We start from the raw sequence: 13,858 nt of genomic DNA on the forward strand, positions 1-13,858 counted from the left end.
GACGGGCGTCGCACTGCCGGGTTCAACTTGGAAGGAGGGCGGGGTTACTGGACCGCGTCGATACGCTTCATCAGGTCGGCGTACTGCGCACCGTACTTCTCGCGCACCGGGGCAGTGGCGTCGTAGAACGGCTTGGTGTCGACGGTGATGAACTCGACGCCGGCGGCCTTGAGCTTCTCTTCGCTGGCGGCAGACTTGGCGTCCCACAGTGCGCGTTCTTCCATCTGCGCTTCGCGGGCGACTTTCTTCACCAGGGCCTGCTGCTCAGGCGTGAGCTTGTTCCAGGTGGTCTTGGACATCACCACCGGCTCCGGCAGGATCAGGTGATGGGTCTGGGTGAAGTACTTGGCGCTCTGGTAGTGGTTGTGTTCGAGCAGGGTTGGCGGGTTGTTCTCGGCGCCGTCGATCACCCCGGTCTGCAGGGCGCTGAAGATTTCGCCGGTGTCCATGGCGATGCCGTTGCCGCCCATGGCATTCATCATGTCGATGAACAGCGGGTTGCCCTGCACGCGAATTTTCATGCCCTTGAGGTCTTCAAGGCTGCGCACCGGTTTCTTGGTGTACAGGCTGCGCGAGCCGCCATCCATCCACGCCAGCGCCACCAGGTTGAATTCGGAATTGGTGATCTTGTCGAGGATCTCCTGGCCGATCTCGCCGTCGATGATCTTGCGCATGTGCGCATGATCGCGGAACACGAACGGCATGTTGAACACGTTCACGTCCGGCACTACCGGGCCGACGATGCCGAGGCTGACGCGAGTCATCTGCACCGCACCGATCTGCGCCTGTTCGATCACTTCCTTCTCCGAGCCCAGCACGCCGCCGGCGAACATCTTGAAGGTGATTTCGCCATTGCTGGCCTGTTCGAGCTTCTTGCCCATGTTCTGTTCGGCGACCACGGTCGGGTAACCGGCCGGGTGGATCTCGGCGAACTTGATGTCGAGTGCCGAGGCCGGCAACGACAGGCTGAAAGCGAACGGGAGTACGGCAAGAAGCAGCTTGCGTTTGAAGGTCATGGTGAAACTCCGTGGTTTTTATTATCTGGTTTCGCGCGTGAGTGTTGGGTGCTGCAGGGTTGTGCAGGTCGCGTTCAGCCGCGCCAGGCAGGTTCCTCCAGGCCTTGGACGCCGGGGCGCAGGGCGAAAACGCCACCAGCCAGGGGCTGGTCGCTGAGGTCGTTGCCGGCAGGGCGGATCGAGGTGACGAACAAGGTGTCGAGGTTGGCGCCGCCGAAGGCGCACATCGCTGGCTTCTTCACCGGCACGCTAAGCGAGCGGTCGAGGCGACCGTCGGGGGTGAAACGGTGGATCTGCCCGGCGTCGTTGCCGCAGATCCAGTAGCAGCCGTCTGCGTCGATGGCGGCGCCGTCGGGGCGGCCGGGGAAGGCGCGCATGTCGACGAACAGCCGCTGGTTGTGCGGCGTGCCGCTGTCGATGTCGTAATCGAAAGTCCAGATCTTCTGCACGTTGGGGTGCGAGTCGGAAAGGTACATGCGCGTGCCGTCCGGGCTGAAGGCCAGGCCGTTGGGCACGATCATGTCCTTGAGCTGCTGGTACAGCTGGCCTTCGCCATCGACCCGGTACAGTGCGCCGACGTGGGCACCTTGCTGCATGTCCATGAGCATGCTGCCGGCCCAGAAACGGCCCTGGCGGTCGCAGCGGCCATCGTTGAAGCGCATGCCGTGTTGCGGGTGTTCGGCTGCGGCGAACAGGCGGCTGTCGAGGCTGCCGTCGGTCTGGGCCTGCAGCTGGAAGATGCCGCTCTCCATGCCGGCGACCCAACCCAGCTCGGTACGGGCGATGCAGGCGAGCATCTCGTCGCCCTGCCAGACCTGATGGGCGCCGTCCTGCCAGCGGTGCAGCTGGCGGGCCGGGATGTCGACCCAGTACAGGGCCTGTTCGCTGGGGTGCCACACCGGGCTTTCACCGGTGCCGTTGCGGGCGTCGACGATCAGTTCGCAGTGCATGCTGGAGCCTCCTGGCAGGGCAGTGTCAGCTGAATGGGCCGGCAGCGACGAAGGCGCCACCCTGGTAGACCATGCTCGGGTCGTCGGCGGCAGGCGCGGGTTTGGCCTCTACCGCGGCGCGGAACACTTCCGAGGTGTCCTTGGGCTGGTAGCCCAGGTGCGCGGCATGGCGGTTGTCCCACCAGACGGTACGGTTGTCGGAAGCGCCGTAGACCACGGTGTGGCCGACATCGGCGGTGAACAAGCCGCGCTCGATCAGCTGGGTGAGGTCGTCGTAGCTCAGCCAGGTGCTGAGCATGCGTGGGTTTTGTGGCTCGTCGAACGAGGAGCCGATACGGATGCTGACGGTCTCGATGCCGTAGCGGTCGAAGTAGAAGCTGGCGACATCCTCGCCATAGCACTTGGACAAGCCATAGTAGCTGTCGGGCCGGCGCAGGGCATGGGCGTCGATTGGCTGATCCTGGCGGTAGAAGCCGATCACGTGGTTGGAGCTGGCGAAGATGATGCGCTTGACCCCATGCTTGCGCGCCGCTTCGTAAATGTGGAACACGCCACAGATATTGGGGCCGAGGATGTCCTCGAAGGAGTGCTCGGTGGACACCCCGCCAAAGTGGACGATGGCGTCGACGCCTTCGACCAGGGCATGGACCGCAGCCTTGTCGGCCAGGTCGCAGGGGATGACTTCTTCATGGGGGCCGGTGGCGGGGGCCATCGGCGCGATGTCGGAAAGGCGCAGGACTTCGGCGCAGCCATTGAGGCGTTGGCGAAGCACCTTGCCCAGGCCGCCTGCGGCTCCGGTGAGCAGCAGGCGCTTGAAGGGGGTGGTGGTCATGGCGGCTCTACTTGTGATTGTTGTAAGTTGTCGTATGACTGTGCTGATTATCGGCAGCGCTTTCCGGGGTTGTCAATGCTGCATTTTGGCGTTTCGAAAGCCCTGTGGGAGCGTTACAGTAACGACAGGGGATAGTTGAAGATCAACCGGTTCTCATCGAACTCGTTGTTGCTGTAGTCCCGGCGAATGGTCGAGTTGCGCCACTTCACGCTCAGGTCCTTGAACGGCCCGCTCTGGATCACATAGGCCAGCTCCGACTCGCGCACCCACTCCTTGCCGTCGGTCACCGCCCCGGTGTGCACATCGTGGCCACTGATATAGCGGTTCATCAAGGTCAGCCCCGGCACCCCGAGCGTCACGAAGTTGAAGTCATGGCGCACCTGCCACGAGCGCTCTTCGGCATTGTCGAAACTGGAGTTGTAGCTGTCGTTGGCCAGGGTTCCGCCGCTGGTGCCATTGACCCGCATCCAGGTATCGCCATCGACTTTCTGCAGCCCGACCCAGAAGGTGTTGCCGCCGTACTTGGCCGAGAACATGCCCGAGTAGGTCTTGTTGTCCAGCTTGCCGGCACGTTCCGAGCCGTCCTCGCCACCGTGGAAGTAACCCAGGTTGGCGCCGAGGGTCCAGTCGCCCAGCGGCTGGCTGTGGCTCAGTTGCAGGTACTGCTGCTCGTAGACATCCTTGAGCACCGCGTTCCACAACCCGACCAGGGTGCGGTCCTGGTTGAACTTGTATTCGCCGCCGACAAAGTTGAAGCGGTCCGACACGCCGCCGCCGTAACTCATGTCTTCCATGCTTGCGTCGTTGCGTGGGCTGTTGCCACGGAACTGGCCGCCGTACAGGGTCAGCCCGGCAATTTCGTTAGAGGTCACCTGGCCGCCGCGGAAGGTCTGCGGCAGCGAGCGGCCATCGTCCGAGCGCAAGATCGGCAACACCGGCATCCATTCGCCGATCTTCAGTTCGGTCTTGGAGATACGTGCCTTGCCTGCCACCGCCAGGCGGCCGTAGTCATCCGCCGGCTTGCCATCGTCATGGCGCGGCAGCAGCGCCGTGCCATAGGTGCCGCCACCGCCATCGAGCTTCACCGACCACAGCCCCAGCACGTCCGCACCAAACCCCACCGGCCCCTCGGTGAAGCCGGATCGGGCATCGAGAATGAAGCTCTGGGTCCACTCTTCGGCCTTGCTTTGCGGGTTGCTGGGGTTGGTGAAATTGCGGTTGATGTAGAAGTTGCGCAGGCCCAGCACGGCCTTGCTGTCTTCGACGAAGCCCTGGGCGAGGCTGGTGCCTGGCATGCCGCCTAGCAGGCTGGCGCCAAGCAGCGCAAAGGGGAGGGTTGTCTGGCAGATTTTCGACATGGAGTGCGTCCGCTGTTGTTGTTTTTGTTATGTGTTGTCGTACAACTGCGGCGTTTTTTATCAAGCAGAAAATCAACTGTCAACGCTTGGAGGCGCAATAAATTAGCGCCGTCAAGTGAATAATCACCGGGGATGGCTCTAGCTCAAGGACTTGGATGAATTAAAGGTCATACTATGACAGCGGGCACATTGATGGGTTTGCGGGAGCGTCAGTCGCAGGATTTTCAGGTATTCGACTGAGGCGGCATCCCGATCACCGCTGAACAAATTGCAACAAGGCATGTCTCATGGCCAGCACAGACATGACGTTTCATTCCACAAGCAAGGAGGCTCTACCATGCAACCCACCCCAGCTACGTCCACCGGCAAGCTGCTTGGCAGCTATGGCTACGGCAAGGCACTGATCATCAGCCTGCTTACCCTCGGCATCATCTGCGTGGGGCTGGCGGCTTTCGTCGGCTATCTCAGCACTATTGTGTCGCCCGACGTGAGTGGCCCGGTCGACCTGCAAACCCGTCGTGGTACCACGCTGCACTTCAGTGGCCCGCTGCAATTGTTCTATTTCAGCATCGGTTTGCTTCTGGTCCTCGGCTTGAGCATGTTCGGCCTGGCCCTGTGGCAGAAGAAGCTTCGCGTCGCACGCTATGAGGTGTACGAGAAGGGCATCTGCCAGATCATTGGCAGCGAGCGCGATTACGTGCCTTTCAGCGAGATGAACGACCTGTACCTGTTCGCCTCGGGCCAGACGGCAGCCGCCGGCCTGATCAACAACCTGGCGTACCGTCGCAACGACAGTGAAGCGTTCCGCCGCGTCAATGCCCACCTCAAGGACTTGTACCGGTTCATCGACCTGGTACGTGACCTGCACCTGAACGAACGACTGCCGCAGGCCATGGCCACGCTGGAGCAGGGCGGTGCCGTGCAGTTCAATTACATCGACACAGGCCAGGTATGGAGCAAGCGCGCCAGCGGCAACTTCCTCAAGGTCACCACCCGACCTATCCTGGTCACCCGCGATGCCCTTCAAGTCGAAGGCAGCAAGGTGCCCATGGCCAGCCTGCGCAGTATCGACCTCAGTGCCTGGACCGAACTGGTGGTGATCAGGGACGAGAGCGGCAAGACCGTGCTGTCCACTGCCGCAAACGGCATCATGAGCTTCGACCTGTTCCTCAATACGCTGCACAACCTGCTCGAAGCAGAGCCGGCCCGGGTCACCGCCTGACGCCCTGGCACGATCCACTGTAGGAGCGGCCTTGCGCCGCGAAAGGGGGCGCGGCGCGCCCCCAGCCATCATTCAGTCTTCGAGTCCGTTGCCTCCCCCTGGCGACCTTGTGCCATGGCCAGCTGCCGAGCGGTCTGCGCCAGTACCTCCAGCCCCTGTATCACGTCAGGCGTGATCACCCTGCCAAGGCACACCCTCAGCCCGTTGCCGCACTGCCCGTCGGCATGGAACATCCCGCTCCCGGCGACATGGCACCCGCGTTCGCCGGCAAGCCGCTGCAACGCAGCCATGTCCGTCCCGGCGGGCAACTCGATCCAGTGGATGAAGCCACCTTGCGGTGGGAGATAGCGCGTCCCTGCAGGAAACTGCGAAAGGACCCGAGCTGCCACCGTTGCGGTCTGCGCGGCCAGGCGTTCCCTGAGCTTCGCGCAGTGCGTTTCCATGTAGCCGCGCCCGATGAACGCGTCCAGCACCCGTTGCGCCAGGCTCGACACCGCGAGATTGCGTGAAAACATCTGGGCCAGTATTGCATCCCGATAGCGCCCCGCCACGCACCAGCCAAGCCGATACCCAGGTGCAACGGTCTTGGAGAACGATGAGCAATAGAGGGTCTGCCCGGTCTTGTCATAGTGCTTGATGGCCTGCGGGCGCAGGTGTTCGGGTACCAGGTCGAAAAAGATGTCGTCTTCGATGATCGGCACCTGCGCCGCCTGGGCCAGTTGCGATAGCCGCGCCCGCGCCGCGTTGGGCATGATGAAGCCGCGTGGGTTCTGCAGTGTCGGGTTGAGGAAGATCACATCGACTTTCTTCTGCGCCAGCGCCTGTTCCAGATGATCGAGGTCCATGCCGCTGTCGGCGTGGGTGCGGATGGGCAGGGCACGCATCCCCAGGCGCTCGATGGTTTGCAGAATGCCGTAATAGGTGGGGGTCTCGATGGCCACGATTGCCCCGCTGTCTGCGACCGCCGCCAGGGCCAGCTCCAGGGCCACGGTGTCGCCCGAGGTCACCAGGATATCGTCCGGGCCGCAGGCCACGCCGCGGGTCAGCATCAGGCCGGCAATACGCCTGCGCAGTGAAGCGAGGCCGGGCGGGGCGATCAGGCCAGCCAGCGATGCATCGGGCTTGCTGGCCAGCGTCGCCAGGCATTTGTTCAACAGCACCTCGGGCGTTAGCTCGCCGTGCAGAACGGCAGAGCTCAACGACAGGCTGGTGTGTGTGGCCGCTTGAGAAAGCATGGCAACCACTGCGTGATTGACGTTGACGCTGACACTGGCGAGATCGAACTGCTGAGCCCCCGTGGCGCCCTTGGCGACAAAGTAGCCGACCCTGGGCGTGGCCAATACGTAGGCATTGCTCTCCAGCTCCGCCAGTGCGCGTTGCACGGTGGCGATACTGCTGCCGAACATTCGCGCCAGTTCACGCACCGAGGGCAGTTGCGTGCCGGCCGGCCAGTCGCCGCTGTCGATCTGGCGCAATAGCCAGTCCTTGAGGGTGTGCCAGCGTTTGTCGGGCCTGGGGTTCCGTTCCATGGGGGCTCGCGTCGGGTCAGGTGAAGGCTCCCGAAAGGTAGAGCAAAAGCCAACCGGATGCAGCAACCATCACGATGTTCAGCAGCACCAGGGCGAAGGCGAAGCGAATCAGCCCGTGTTCCTCTTCACGGCTGGCCCCCGCCAGCCCGGTGATCAGCGAGAGGATCGACAACGACCCCAGGGCCCCGTGCCCGGCGGCACTGTTGACCATGGCCGCCAGCCACGGCCCATGGGCGCTGGCCAAGGCCGCAATGGATGGCATCACCAGTGTGTTGCCGCCGACGTTCGACCCGGTGACATACCCGGCCAGCCCCGCCAAGAGTGAGACCGTCGATACTTGCCACATACCCGACAGCGCGTGCAGGGCTCGCTGCGCCTCGATCAGGAAGCCTGCCTTGACCATCACCTGTGAGAGGAGGAGGAACAGGAAGATCGTCGCCACTGGAAAGCGTGCCCGGTTGAACAGAACATTCCACGTGAATGCCGACTGCTGGCGAGCGACCATCATCACGGTCACCAACAGCAGCGCAAGCCCTGGCGATGCCAGCGGCTTCCAGGACACCGACGCGCCCTGGACCATCCACAATCCATCCCAGCCGGTGGCCAGGAACAGCCCACGCGAAGCGATGATCACCCCCAGCAGTGCCAGATACGGCCAAGCCGCCTGTGGCCAGCGCGCCAGCCCCCGGCGACGCGCATACGAAATGCCCAGCCCTACGCACACCACCGTCAGGCCGGCCAGTACCCCCGACACTTCTGGCCCGACCCAAAGGTTGGCTGCGTACAGCACCGCACTGAACAGCATTGCAATCGCTGCCAGCCCTGCCCAGGCCAGTGCGCTGCGAACGCCCGCCAGCCCCAGGGCTACGGCTGCCAGACAGAGGAATACCGGCGCACTGACCAGTGCCGAATGGCTACCCAGTTCCGCTGCAGGCACGTGCGCCAGCAGTGCCCCGATCACCGTGGCCAGCCCCAATGTGCCCCATGGCATGATCACCATGCCCGCCAACGCCATCTTCATGCCGATCTGCCGTGAAAACAGGCCCATCAGCAGCGGTACGGTGGCGATCAGCGAGACCCCGAAACCGGTCATCGCCTCCAGCAGCGGGGCCAGCCCCAGCAGGATGAAGATCACCTGTGCCGGCGGTGTCCAGCCAAGCTCGCGCACCCAGGCCCCGATCGCCTGCGGTGCCCCTGCACGCTCGACCAGGATGACGAATGCCAGGCCCGGGATGATGACGCAGGCGGTGCTGAAGAAGAGGATAAGAGTGTCTTGCAGGATGCTCGCCGACACGGCTGCCGATAACGGCTGCGCGGCGCCCAGCCCCCACAGCAGCAACACCCCGGCGACCCCGGCCAGCGCCGCCTGCACGGGTGGGCGGCGCAGCAGCAGGATCAGGGCGATTACCAGCCCTATGGGAGTCATCTGCAACAGTAGAGCAGCCATGATGCGGGTTCCTTCAGCCAGCGGGGGTGTCAGAGATGGTGAAGGGCAGAAGGGGGGGGCGACAGATACAGGCCTGGGGGCTTTTTCAATACAGCCCAGGTGTCTTCTGCCGCGATCTCCGGCCCGGTGATGATCACACTGGAGGGGGGAGGTAGTGGATCGGCTGGAGTCGGTTGGTCGCTGAAAGACAGAGAGCGGTTGCGCAATGGCTGTGATAAGCGCATTGTAATGACGAATGTCTTTACTGAGAGGATCATCTCATGGCGTCCATCAATATCCGCGTCGATGACGAACTCAAGGCTCGTGCATACCAGGAGCTCGAACGACTTGGCGTGACCCCTTCCGAACTCATGCGCCAAGCGCTGCAATACGTGGCCGAGCGAGGAAAGCTGCCTTTTCGACCCGTCCTGATGACTGAAGAAGACGAAGACCTGATCGCAATTGTGAGAGAGCGGCTTGCTTCTCCGCAGCGCGTTAGGGTACAGCTGGATGACCTATAGCCTCGAGTTCGACTCACGCGCGTTGAAAGAATGGAAAAAGCTTGGCGATACGGTTCGTCAGCAGTTCAAGAAGAAACTGGCCGAGGTTCTGCTGAGCCCGAGAGTGGAGGCCAATCGTCTCAGTTCGCTTCCCGACTGTTACAAGATAAAGCTGCGCAGTAGTGGCTACCGCTTGGTCTATCAGGTCATTGATCTAGAAGTGGTGGTGTTTGTGGTGGCCGTTGATCGCCGCGAACGTGACCAGGTTTATCGGAAGGCAGCCGAGCGACTTGAGTAACTCCATGGGACGCCAAGTTTTCGCCTTGACCAGGCAACAAAAAAGGCTGCCATTCGGCAGCCTTCTCGATGCTCAGCCCGGACAATCAGTCCCAGCTCAGCGCACCGCCAGTCTGATACTCGATCACGCGAGTCTCAAAGAAGTTCTTCTCCTTCTTCAAGTCCATGATCTCGCTCATCCACGGGAACGGGTTGGTAGTCCCCGGATATTCTTCCTTCAGACCAATCTGGGTCAGGCGACGGTTGGCGATGAACTTGAGGTAGTCCTCCATCATCGCTGCGTTCATGCCCAGTACGCCGCGTGGCATGGTGTCACGGGCGTATTCGATCTCCAGCTGGGTCCCTTGCAGGATCATCTGGGTCGCTTCTTCCTTCATCGCCGCATCCCACAGGTGCGGGTTCTCGATCTTGATCTGGTTGATCACGTCGATACCGAAGTTCAAGTGCATCGACTCGTCACGCAGGATGTACTGGAACTGCTCGGCGACGCCGGTCATCTTGTTGCGGCGGCCCATGGACAGGATCTGGGTGAAGCCGCAGTAGAAGAAGATGCCTTCCAGTACGCAGTAGTAGGCGATCAGGTTGCGCAGCAGTTCTTTGTCGGTTTCGACGGTACCGGTGTTGAATTCCGGGTCGGAGATGGCGCGGGTGTACTTCAGGCCCCAGGCGGCTTTCTTCGCGACCGACGGGATCTCGTGGTACATGTTGAAGATCTCGCCTTCATCCATGCCCAGCGACTCGATGCAGTACTGGTAGGCGTGGGTGTGGATCGCCTCTTCGAAGGCCTGGCGCAGGATGTACTGGCGGCACTCCGGGTTGGTGATCAGGCGGTACACGGCCAGGGCCAGGTTGTTGGCAACCAGGGAGTCGGCGGTGGAGAAGAAGCCAAGGTTGCGCATGACAATGCGGCGTTCGTCTTCGGTCAGGCCGTCCATGCTCTTCCACAGGGCGATGTCGGCGGTCATGTTGACCTCTTGCGGCATCCAGTGGTTGGCGCAGCCGTCGAGGTACTTCTGCCAGGCCCAGTCGTACTTGAACGGTACCAGCTGGTTGAGGTCGGCGCGGCAGTTGATCATGCGCTTTTCGTCAACGGCGACGCGGGCCGAGGAGCCTTCCAGCTCGGCCAGGCCTTCGGCGATGTCGAGGGCGTCGAGGGCGGCCTTGGCGCGCTTCACTGCGTCGGAGTCGGCGGCGGTGGCGGCACGGGCTTCCAGGGCGGCGGCACCGCCGGCGCTGTCGAGCTTGTCGAGGGTGGCGGCGGCAGTAGCCTGCGCAGGGGTGTTGCCTTTGGCGGCGACTTCGCCGTCTTCTTTATCGAATTCGTCCCAGCTCAGCATGGTGAGATTCTCCTGCTCGAGGGCCATCTATGGAGTATGGCCGGTGGATCTTGGTTGCGGTGCGGTGCACGCAAATCTGGAGTGCCCGGGGAGGGCTGGCCGGGGCTTTGCAGTCACGGCTTATTGTGTCTGGCTGTGGAGAGGCGGCAGGAATGCCGGCCTCATCGCGGGTGAACCCGCTCCCACAGGGTCCGCAGTGATGCGGAAAACGCATCGAGGCTTCCCGAAGGAAGCCTCGGCCTGGCCTTACTGGCAGGCTTCGCAGTCAGGCTCGTCGATCGCGCAGGCCTTCGGCACTGGCGCTGGGCCGGCTGCCTGGACCGGGGCGCTGTCGCCACCGCTGGAAACGGCGTTGAGCTTGCCGGTGTTGATGGTCGACTTCTCGGTGCTGGTCGCGGCCAGGGCACGGAGGTAGTAGGTGGTCTTCAGACCACGGTACCAGGCCATGCGGTAGGTTACGTCCAGCTTCTTGCCCGAGGCGCCGGCGATGTACAGGTTCAGCGACTGAGCCTGGTCGATCCACTTCTGGCGACGGGAGGCGGCGTCGACGATCCACTTGGTTTCGACTTCGAACGCAGTGGCGTACAGGTCTTTCAGCTCTTGCGGGATACGCTCGATCTGCTGCACCGAACCGTCGTAGTACTTCAGGTCGTTGATCATGACCGAGTCCCACAGGCCGCGGGCCTTCAGGTCGCGGACCAGGTACGGGTTGATCACGGTGAATTCGCCCGACAGGTTCGATTTCACGTACAGGTTCTGGTAGGTCGGCTCGATCGACTGCGACACGCCAGTGATGTTGGCGATGGTCGCGGTTGGCGCGATGGCCATGATGTTCGAGTTACGAATGCCTTTCTGCACGCGGGCACGAATCGGCGCCCAGTCCAGCGACTCTTCCAGGTTGACGTCGATGTACTTCTGGCCACGGGCCTCGATCAGGATCTGTTGCGAATCCAGCGGCAGGATGCCCTTGGACCACAGCGAACCCTGGAAGGTCTCATAGGCGCCACGCTCGTCGGCCAGGTCGCAGGAAGCCTGGATCGCGTAGTAGCTGACTGCTTCCATCGACTTGTCGGCGAACTCGACGGCAGCGTCGGAGCCGTACGGGATGTGCTGCAGGTACAGCGCGTCCTGGAAGCCCATGATGCCTAGGCCGACCGGGCGGTGCTTGAAGTTCGAGTTACGCGCTTGCGGCACCGAGTAGTAGTTGATGTCGATCACGTTGTCGAGCATGCGCACGGCGGTGTTCACGGTGCGTTGCAGCTTGGCGGTGTCCAGCTTGCCGTCGACGATGTGGTTCGGCAGGTTGATCGAGCCCAGGTTGCAGACCGCGATCTCGTCCTTGTTGGTGTTCAGGGTGATCTCGGTGCACAGGTTCGAGCTGTGGACCACGCCCACGTGCTGCTGCGGCGAACGCAGGTTGCACGGGTCCTTGAAGGTCAGCCACGGGTGGCCGGTCTCGAACAGCATCGACAGCATCTTGCGCCACAGGTCTTTGGCCTGGATGGTCTTGAACACCTTGATCTTGTTGTACTCGGTCAGGGCTTCGTAGTACTCGTAGCGCTCTTCGAAGGCCTTGCCGGTCAGGTCGTGCAGATCAGGCACTTCCGATGGCGAGAACAGGGTCCACTTGCCGTCATCGAAGACGCGCTTCATGAACAGGTCAGGGATCCAGTTGGCGGTGTTCATGTCGTGGGTACGACGACGGTCATCACCGGTGTTCTTGCGCAGCTCGATGAATTCTTCGATGTCCAGGTGCCAGGTTTCCAGGTAGGCACACACGGCGCCTTTGCGCTTGCCACCCTGGTTCACGGCGACGGCGGTGTCGTTGACCACTTTCAGGAACGGCACTACGCCCTGGGATTTGCCGTTGGTGCCCTTGATGTAGGAGCCCAGTGCACGCACAGGGGTCCAGTCGTTGCCCAGGCCACCGGCGAATTTCGACAGCATGGCGTTGTCGTGGATCGCGTGGTAGATGCCCGACAGGTCGTCCGGCACGGTGGTCAGGTAGCAGCTCGACAGCTGCGGGCGCAGGGTACCGGCGTTGAACAGGGTCGGAGTCGACGCCATGTAGTCGAACGACGAGAGCAGGTTGTAGAACTCGATCGCACGGGCTTCTTTGTCTTTCTCTTCCAGCGCCAGGCCCATGGCCACACGCATGAAGAACACCTGCGGCAGCTCGAAGCGCACGCCATCCTTGTGGATGAAGTAGCGGTCGTACAGGGTCTGCAGGCCCAGGTAGGTGAACTGCTGGTCGCGCTCGTGGTTGATCGCCTTGCCCAGTTTTTCCAGGTCGAAGTCGGCCAGGGCAGGGTTCAGCAGCTCGAACTCGATACCTTTGGCCACATAGGCCGGCAGGGCCTTGGCGTACAGGTCGGCCATCTCGTGGTGGGTGGCGCTGTCGGCGACGTTGAGGAAGCCCAGGCCTTCGGCGCGCAGGGTGTCCATCAGCAGGCGGGCGGTGACGAACGAATAGTTCGGCTCACGCTCGACCAGGGTACGGGCGGTCATCACCAGGGCGGTGTTGACGTCCTTGATGGCCACGCCGTCGTACAGGTTCTTCAGGGTTTCGCGCTGGATCAGGTCGCCATCGACTTCGGCCAGGCCTTCGCAGGCTTCGCTGATGATGGTGTTCAGGCGCGCCATGTCCAGCGGCGCCAGGCTGCCGTCGGCCAGGGTGATGCGGATGCTTGGGTGCGGCTCGACCACGGCATCGGCGTTGCTGCGCGTAGCGCGCTCCTTGGCGCGCTGGTCGCGGTAGATCACGTAGTCACGGGCGACTTTCTGCTCGCCGGCACGCATCAGGGCCAGTTCGACCTGGTCCTGGATTTCTTCGATGTGGATGGTGCCACCCGATGGCATGCGACGCTTGAACGTGGCAGTGACCTGCTCGGTCAGGCGCGCGACGGTGTCGTGGATGCGCGACGAGGCAGCGGCGGTGCCGCCTTCAACTGCGAGGAACGCCTTGGTGATGGCCACGGTGATCTTGTCGTCGGTGTAGGGGACGACAGTGCCGTTGCGCTTGATCACGCGCAGTTGGCCCGGAGCGGTGGCGGCCAGATCCTGGTTGGAATCGGCGGCCTGCGGCGCCGAAGCCAGCGGGTTCTCGCGAGTTGTGTCGGTTTGCATGGGTGGGTGTCTCCACAGTTTCTATAGTGTTCAGGCGCCTTTTGGGCGCCCACCGTTCCGTCCACTTGCTCGATGGCCTTCGCGAGGATGCGTCATGCACGCGCATCCACCCGCTCGGGCGTACCGACTTCGGGACAGATCAGGAAATGGGGGCAAGAACCTTGCCGCTCCCTGGCCGAAGTCAAATGCCCTGGGGTGAGCCAGAGCAGGCTGTTCAGTATCCGCTAGGAGCGGTTGGATCGATGAAACCACGACGAGTTCTGCC

11 protein-coding genes are annotated in these 13,858 nt (G+C 62.5%); 3 read left to right on the forward strand and 8 right to left on the reverse strand.

Translation table 11 applies throughout. The features are described 5' to 3' along the window. Positions 1-44: 44 nt before the first annotated feature. The 4 genes from C2H86_RS17910 to C2H86_RS17925 form a co-directional block, all read right to left on the reverse strand. Positions 45-1,016 (reverse strand): TRAP transporter substrate-binding protein, encoded by a 972-nt coding sequence (locus C2H86_RS17910; RefSeq protein WP_159409178.1) that lies wholly within the window; start codon positions 1,014-1,016, stop codon positions 45-47. Positions 1,017-1,090: 74 nt separating this feature from the next. Next, complete coding sequence (locus C2H86_RS17915) at positions 1,091-1,966, reverse strand: glucurono-1,5-lactonase (RefSeq protein WP_159409179.1); 876 nt, start codon at positions 1,964-1,966, stop codon at positions 1,091-1,093. A gap of 25 nt (positions 1,967-1,991) precedes the next feature. Continuing rightward, on the reverse strand, positions 1,992-2,798 hold the full coding sequence (locus C2H86_RS17920; protein WP_159409180.1) for an NAD-dependent epimerase/dehydratase family protein: 807 nt from the start codon (positions 2,796-2,798) through the stop codon (positions 1,992-1,994). Positions 2,799-2,911: 113 nt separating this feature from the next. After that, the gene (locus tag C2H86_RS17925; RefSeq protein WP_159409181.1) at positions 2,912-4,156 is read right to left on the reverse strand and encodes an OprD family porin; all 1,245 of its coding nucleotides are present in this window, start codon (positions 4,154-4,156) and stop codon (positions 2,912-2,914) included. A 337-nt stretch (positions 4,157-4,493) separates the two neighbouring features. Here C2H86_RS17925 and C2H86_RS17930 point away from each other — a divergent pair, with 337 nt between their 5' ends. Next, positions 4,494-5,378 carry a hypothetical protein gene (locus C2H86_RS17930; RefSeq protein ID WP_159409182.1) on the forward strand — a complete coding sequence of 295 codons (885 nt, stop codon included), beginning with the start codon at positions 4,494-4,496 and terminating at the stop codon, positions 5,376-5,378. A 68-nt stretch (positions 5,379-5,446) separates the two neighbouring features. Here C2H86_RS17930 and C2H86_RS17935 read toward each other — a convergent pair whose 3' ends face one another. Together C2H86_RS17935 and C2H86_RS17940 are read right to left on the reverse strand one after the other, a co-directional pair. Continuing rightward, complete coding sequence (locus C2H86_RS17935; RefSeq protein WP_159409183.1) at positions 5,447-6,907, reverse strand: PLP-dependent aminotransferase family protein; 1,461 nt, start codon at positions 6,905-6,907, stop codon at positions 5,447-5,449. Positions 6,908-6,923: 16 nt separating this feature from the next. Next, positions 6,924-8,354: an L-lactate permease gene (locus tag C2H86_RS17940; protein ID WP_159409184.1), complete on the reverse strand. Its 1,431-nt coding sequence runs from the start codon at positions 8,352-8,354 to the stop codon at positions 6,924-6,926. A gap of 260 nt (positions 8,355-8,614) precedes the next feature. Between C2H86_RS17940 and C2H86_RS17945 the strand changes: the two genes are divergently transcribed. Further along, positions 8,615-8,854, forward strand: a complete 240-nt coding sequence (locus C2H86_RS17945) for a type II toxin-antitoxin system RelB/DinJ family antitoxin (RefSeq protein ID WP_103449480.1) — start codon at positions 8,615-8,617, stop codon at positions 8,852-8,854. Then, positions 8,844-9,131, forward strand: a complete 288-nt coding sequence (locus C2H86_RS17950; RefSeq protein ID WP_159409185.1) for a type II toxin-antitoxin system RelE family toxin — start codon at positions 8,844-8,846, stop codon at positions 9,129-9,131. Before C2H86_RS17945 ends, C2H86_RS17950 begins: the two co-directional genes overlap by 11 nt. Before the next feature lie 85 nt (positions 9,132-9,216). Here the strand turns inward: C2H86_RS17950 and C2H86_RS17955 are convergent, their stop codons facing one another. Both C2H86_RS17955 and C2H86_RS17960 read right to left on the reverse strand, forming a co-directional pair. Continuing rightward, positions 9,217-10,467, reverse strand: coding sequence for a ribonucleotide-diphosphate reductase subunit beta (locus C2H86_RS17955; protein WP_027918055.1), 1,251 nt, complete (start codon positions 10,465-10,467; stop codon positions 9,217-9,219). Positions 10,468-10,713: 246 nt separating this feature from the next. Then, positions 10,714-13,593, reverse strand: coding sequence for a ribonucleoside-diphosphate reductase subunit alpha (locus C2H86_RS17960; RefSeq protein WP_159409186.1), 2,880 nt, complete (start codon positions 13,591-13,593; stop codon positions 10,714-10,716). Positions 13,594-13,858 lie beyond the last annotated feature (265 nt).

The organism is Pseudomonas putida, from assembly GCF_009883635.2.
Taxonomy (GTDB): Bacteria; Pseudomonadota; Gammaproteobacteria; order Pseudomonadales; family Pseudomonadaceae; genus Aquipseudomonas; species Aquipseudomonas putida_W.

Bases quoted from the DNA above. Each gene is read 5' to 3' on its own strand.
- C2H86_RS17910 (WP_159409178.1), bottom strand. From the start codon at position 1,016: ATGACCTTCAAACGCAAGCTGCTTCTTGCCGTACTCCCGTTCGCTTTC.
- C2H86_RS17915 (WP_159409179.1), bottom strand. From the start codon at position 1,966: ATGCACTGCGAACTGATCGTCGACGCCCGCAACGGCACCGGTGAAAGC.
- C2H86_RS17920 (WP_159409180.1), bottom strand. From the start codon at position 2,798: ATGACCACCACCCCCTTCAAGCGCCTGCTGCTCACCGGAGCCGCAGGC.
- C2H86_RS17925 (WP_159409181.1), bottom strand. From the start codon at position 4,156: ATGTCGAAAATCTGCCAGACAACCCTCCCCTTTGCGCTGCTTGGCGCC.
- C2H86_RS17930 (WP_159409182.1), top strand. From the start codon at position 4,494: ATGCAACCCACCCCAGCTACGTCCACCGGCAAGCTGCTTGGCAGCTAT.
- C2H86_RS17935 (WP_159409183.1), bottom strand. From the start codon at position 6,907: ATGGAACGGAACCCCAGGCCCGACAAACGCTGGCACACCCTCAAGGAC.
- C2H86_RS17940 (WP_159409184.1), bottom strand. From the start codon at position 8,354: ATGGCTGCTCTACTGTTGCAGATGACTCCCATAGGGCTGGTAATCGCC.
- C2H86_RS17945 (WP_103449480.1), top strand. From the start codon at position 8,615: ATGGCGTCCATCAATATCCGCGTCGATGACGAACTCAAGGCTCGTGCA.
- C2H86_RS17950 (WP_159409185.1), top strand. From the start codon at position 8,844: ATGACCTATAGCCTCGAGTTCGACTCACGCGCGTTGAAAGAATGGAAA.
- C2H86_RS17955 (WP_027918055.1), bottom strand. From the start codon at position 10,467: ATGCTGAGCTGGGACGAATTCGATAAAGAAGACGGCGAAGTCGCCGCC.
- C2H86_RS17960 (WP_159409186.1), bottom strand. From the start codon at position 13,593: ATGCAAACCGACACAACTCGCGAGAACCCGCTGGCTTCGGCGCCGCAG.